Origin of the sequence: Pseudomonas sp. GZD-209, assembly GCF_049310485.1 — a bacterium.
Lineage (GTDB): Bacteria > Pseudomonadota > Gammaproteobacteria > Pseudomonadales > Pseudomonadaceae > Aquipseudomonas > Aquipseudomonas sichuanensis.
In genome coordinates this window covers 1-3,923 of the sequence record NZ_JBMOWQ010000267.1, presented here as the reverse complement: position 1 = coordinate 3,923, position 3,923 = coordinate 1, and the positions used below count along the sequence as shown (strand labels likewise).

3 protein-coding genes are annotated in these 3,923 nt (G+C 66.0%); 1 reads left to right on the top strand and 2 read right to left on the bottom strand.

Annotated elements, in window-relative coordinates:
• Positions 1-18 precede the first annotated feature (18 nt).
• Together ACO6VM_RS25710 and ACO6VM_RS25705 are read right to left on the bottom strand one after the other, a co-directional pair.
• Positions 19-888 carry a LysR family transcriptional regulator gene (locus ACO6VM_RS25710; protein ID WP_125465959.1) on the bottom strand — a complete coding sequence of 290 codons (870 nt, stop codon included), beginning with the start codon at positions 886-888 and terminating at the stop codon, positions 19-21.
• 151 nt (positions 889-1,039) lie between these two features.
• Positions 1,040-3,304, bottom strand: coding sequence for a heavy metal translocating P-type ATPase (locus ACO6VM_RS25705; protein WP_401055718.1), 2,265 nt, complete (start codon positions 3,302-3,304; stop codon positions 1,040-1,042).
• 111 nt (positions 3,305-3,415) lie between these two features.
• Here ACO6VM_RS25705 and cadR point away from each other — a divergent pair, with 111 nt between their 5' ends.
• Positions 3,416-3,859: a cadmium resistance transcriptional regulator CadR gene (gene cadR, locus ACO6VM_RS25700; protein WP_390968155.1), complete on the top strand. Its 444-nt coding sequence runs from the start codon at positions 3,416-3,418 to the stop codon at positions 3,857-3,859.
• The last annotated feature ends 64 nt before the right edge of the window (positions 3,860-3,923 follow it).

Genomic DNA, 3,923 nt, shown 5'->3' with positions numbered 1-3,923 from the left:
CCCCGCGATAGGGCCCTGTCAGAATTGCGAACCCACCACTTCCTGCGCCACCCCCAGGAACGCCGCCGGCAACCGCGCCTGGCGGCGCTCCTTCAGGCAATACAGGTACTCATGCATCACCGGCGCATCGTCCAGCGCCAGCACCCGCAGCTCGGGGTTATGCGGCACTTCATGGCGGGCAATGATGCTGATGCCGATATTGCGCAACACCGCCTCGCGGATCGACTCACGGCTGCCGATCTCCAGCAGCGCCCCGGCCTTCACCCCGGCGTCCTGCAGCATCTGCTCGGTAAGCTTGCGGGTGGTCGAGCCCTTCTCGCGCATCAACAGGCAATGCCCGGCCACCGCGTCGATCGACACCGCCTGGCGCTGCGCCAAGGGATGGTTGCGGTGAACCGCCAGCACCAGCGGGTCGGTGCCCAGCACCCGGCGCACCAGGCGTGCGTCTTCGAGCAGTTGCGACGAAGCGGCGATATCCACTCGATAGTCCTCGAGCATTTCCAGCACCTGCTGCGAGTTGCCGATCTCCACCGCCACCTCTACCTGGGGCAGGCGCTCGCGGAAGATCTTCACAAGGTCGAGGATGTAGTACGGCGCGGTGGCGGCGATGCGCAGGCTGCCCTGGGCCTGGCCGCTGTTGCGCAGTTCGAACTCGATGTCGGCTTCCTGTTGCAACAGCGCCTTGACCATCGGCAGCAGGCGCACGCCCTCCTCGCTCAGCACCAGGCGCCGGCCGCCACGGTAGAACAGCTCGACGTTGTACTGGCTTTCGAGGTTGCGGATCTGCGTGGTCACCGTGGGCTGGCTGAGCCCGAGCTTCTTCGCCGCCAAGGTGATGCTGCCCAGTCGGGCCACCATGTAGAAGGCTTTGAGCTCGGCACTGAGCATGTGGATAACCTCTTATGGAACAGTTGCATGAACTGTGGGAGCGGCGGTGCGCCGATGCAACTTGCCCCGCGATACCGGCGCTGCCGGCGCCATCCCATCGCGGGGCAAGCCCGCTCCCACGTTGCCACGTTGAGCAGAGCTGAGCGCTGTACTACTTGCGCAGCAGGCGCAGGCCGTTGAACACCACCAGCAAACTCACGCCCATGTCGGCGAACACTGCCATCCACATGGTGGCCATGCCGGCAAAAGTGATCGCCAGGAATATCGCCTTGATCCCCAGGGCCAGCACGATGTTCTGGGTAAGGATCGCCGCACTTTGGCGCGACAGCCTGACGAACGCCGGGATTTTGCGCAAGTCATCGTCCATCAGCGCCACGTCGGCGGTCTCGATGGCCGTGTCGGTACCGGCGGCAGCCATGGCGAAACCGATCTCGGCGCGGGCCAGGGCCGGCGCGTCGTTGATGCCGTCACCGACCATGCCGACCCGGTGGCCCTCGGCGTACAGGCGCTCGATGGTGGCGAGCTTGTCCGCCGGCAGCAGGTTGCCCTCGGCCCGGTCGATCCCCACCTGGGCAGCGATAGCCTGGGCGGTGTGAGGATTGTCGCCGGTCAGCATGACCGTCTTGATACCGAGTTCATGCAGTTCGGCGATGGCCTGGCGGCTGCTGTCCTTGACCGTGTCGGCCACGGCGAAGAGTGCCAGCGGGCCGCTGCGGTCGAGCAGCAGCACCACGGTCTTGCCCTGGCGCTCCAGCTGGTCGAGCTCGGCCTCGAGCTGCGCCGAGCACAGGCCCAGCTCCTCGACCAGGCGATGGTTACCCAAGTGGTAGGTTTCACCGTCGATGTCGCCGCGCACGCCACGTCCGGCCAAGGCGGCGAACTCGGTGACTTCGCTCAGTGCCAGGGCTTGCCCCTTGGCGAAGAGCGCGATGGCGCCGGACACCGGGTGGTCGGAACGGTCGGCGAGGCTTGCCGCCAGCGCCTGGGCGCGGCCTTCGAACAGCGGGTCGAGCACCTTGCTGTCGGTTTGCACCGGCTTGCCGTGGGTGATGGTGCCGGTTTTGTCCAGGGCCAGGAAGTCCAGCTTGCGCCCACCCTCCAGGTACACGCCGCCCTTGATCAGGATGCCCTTGCGCGCGGCAGCGGCCAGGCCGCTGACAATGGTCACCGGGGTGGAGATCACCAGGGCGCACGGGCAGGCCACCACCAACAGCACCAGGGCGCGGTATATCCAGTCGAACCAGGCGCCGGCCATGAACAGCGGCGGGATGATCGCCACGGCCAGGGCCACGGCGAACACCACCGGGGTGTAGATGCGCGAGAACTGGTCGACGAAGCGCTGGGTCGGCGCACGGGCGCCCTGGGCCTCTTCGACCGCCTTGATGATGCGTGCCAGGGTCGACTGGCCGGCGCCCGCGGTGACGCGGTACTCCAGCGAACCGGCCTGGTTGATGGTGCCGGCGAACAGCTTGTCGCCCAGCGCTTTCTCTACCGGCAGGCTTTCGCCGGTGATCGGTGCCTGATCGACGCTGGATTGCCCACTGACAACCTCGCCGTCCAGGCCGATTCGCTCACCCGGGCGTACCCGCACCAGAGCGCCCAGCGTCACCTCGCGCACCTCGACTTCGCGCCACTGCCCGTCAGCCTGCTGCACGGTCGCCATGTCCGGCGCCAGTTGCATCAGGCCTCCGATCGCGTTGCGCGCACGGTCCAGCGAGCGGGCCTCGATCAGTTCGGCCACGGTGAACAGCACCATCACCATGGCCGCTTCCGGCCACTGGCCGATCAGCACGGCACCGGTCACGGCGATACTCATCAGCGCGTTGATGTTGAGGTTGCGGTTCTTCAGGGCGATCCAGCCCTTCTTGTAGGTGCCCAGGCCGCAGCCGAGGATGGCGGCCAGGGCCAATGCTGCGACCAGCCACTCTGGGGCAAGCGCGGAGAAATGCACGATTTCAGCGGCGATGGCCGCCACACCCGACAGCGCCAGCGGCCACCAGTGGGTCTTGGCGGCAGGCGCGGCACTGGCCTCGTCTTCACCGCTCAGCGGCTCGGCCTTCATGCCCAGGCTGTCGATGGCGCGCTCGATCTCGGCGGTGCCGTCGAGGGTGTGGCGTACCCCCAGCACGCGGTTGATCAGGTTGAATTCCAGCTGTTCGATGCCGGCCATCTTGCCCAGTTTGTCCTGGATCAGGGTCTGCTCGGTCGGGCAGTCCATGGCCTGGATGCGGAAACGGCTGAGCTGCGCCCCGGCGCTGGCCTTTTCGGTCAGTTGCACCAGGGCCGGCGCGGCACTGGCACCGCAGCAGCTGTGGGCATGGGTGTCGTGGCTATGGCCTTTGTCACCATGCGCGTGGTCATGGGCGTGATCATGGCCGTGGTCATGCTTGTGTTCGGGGCTGACAGGCTGGTTCATGGAATCATCCTTAACTGAGCACTGGCCTCTGCAGTTATCCACAGAGCGGGTTATTGCCAAGTGAACACCCTGTAGCCACTATAGGGTCAAGCCCTCTGCAGGAGATTTGCCATGAAGATCGGAGAACTGGCCAAGGCCACTGATTGCGCCGTGGAGACCATTCGCTACTACGAGCGCGAGCAACTGCTGCCCGAGCCCGCCCGCACCGATGGCAACTACCGGCTGTACACCCAGGCCCACGTGGAGCGGCTGACGTTCATCCGCAACTGCCGCACCCTGGACATGACCCTCGACGAGATCCGCAGCCTGCTGCGCCTGCGCGACAGCCCGGAAGGCTCGTGCGGCAGCGTCAATGCGCTGATCGACGAGCATATCGAACATGTGCAGGCGAGGATCGATGGGTTGCTGGCGCTGCAGACTCAGCTGGTGGAGCTAAGGCAGCAGTGCAATGCGCAGGGGGCGGAGTGCGCGATCTTGCAGCAGTTGGAGACCAATGGGGCGGTCTCGGTGCCGGAGGTGGAGCATTCGCATGTGGGGCGTAGCCACGGGCATTGAAGCCTAAAAGCATCGCGGGGGGAAGAAACGTCCCCACCCAACTCGTAGCGAGTGAGGGAGGGTG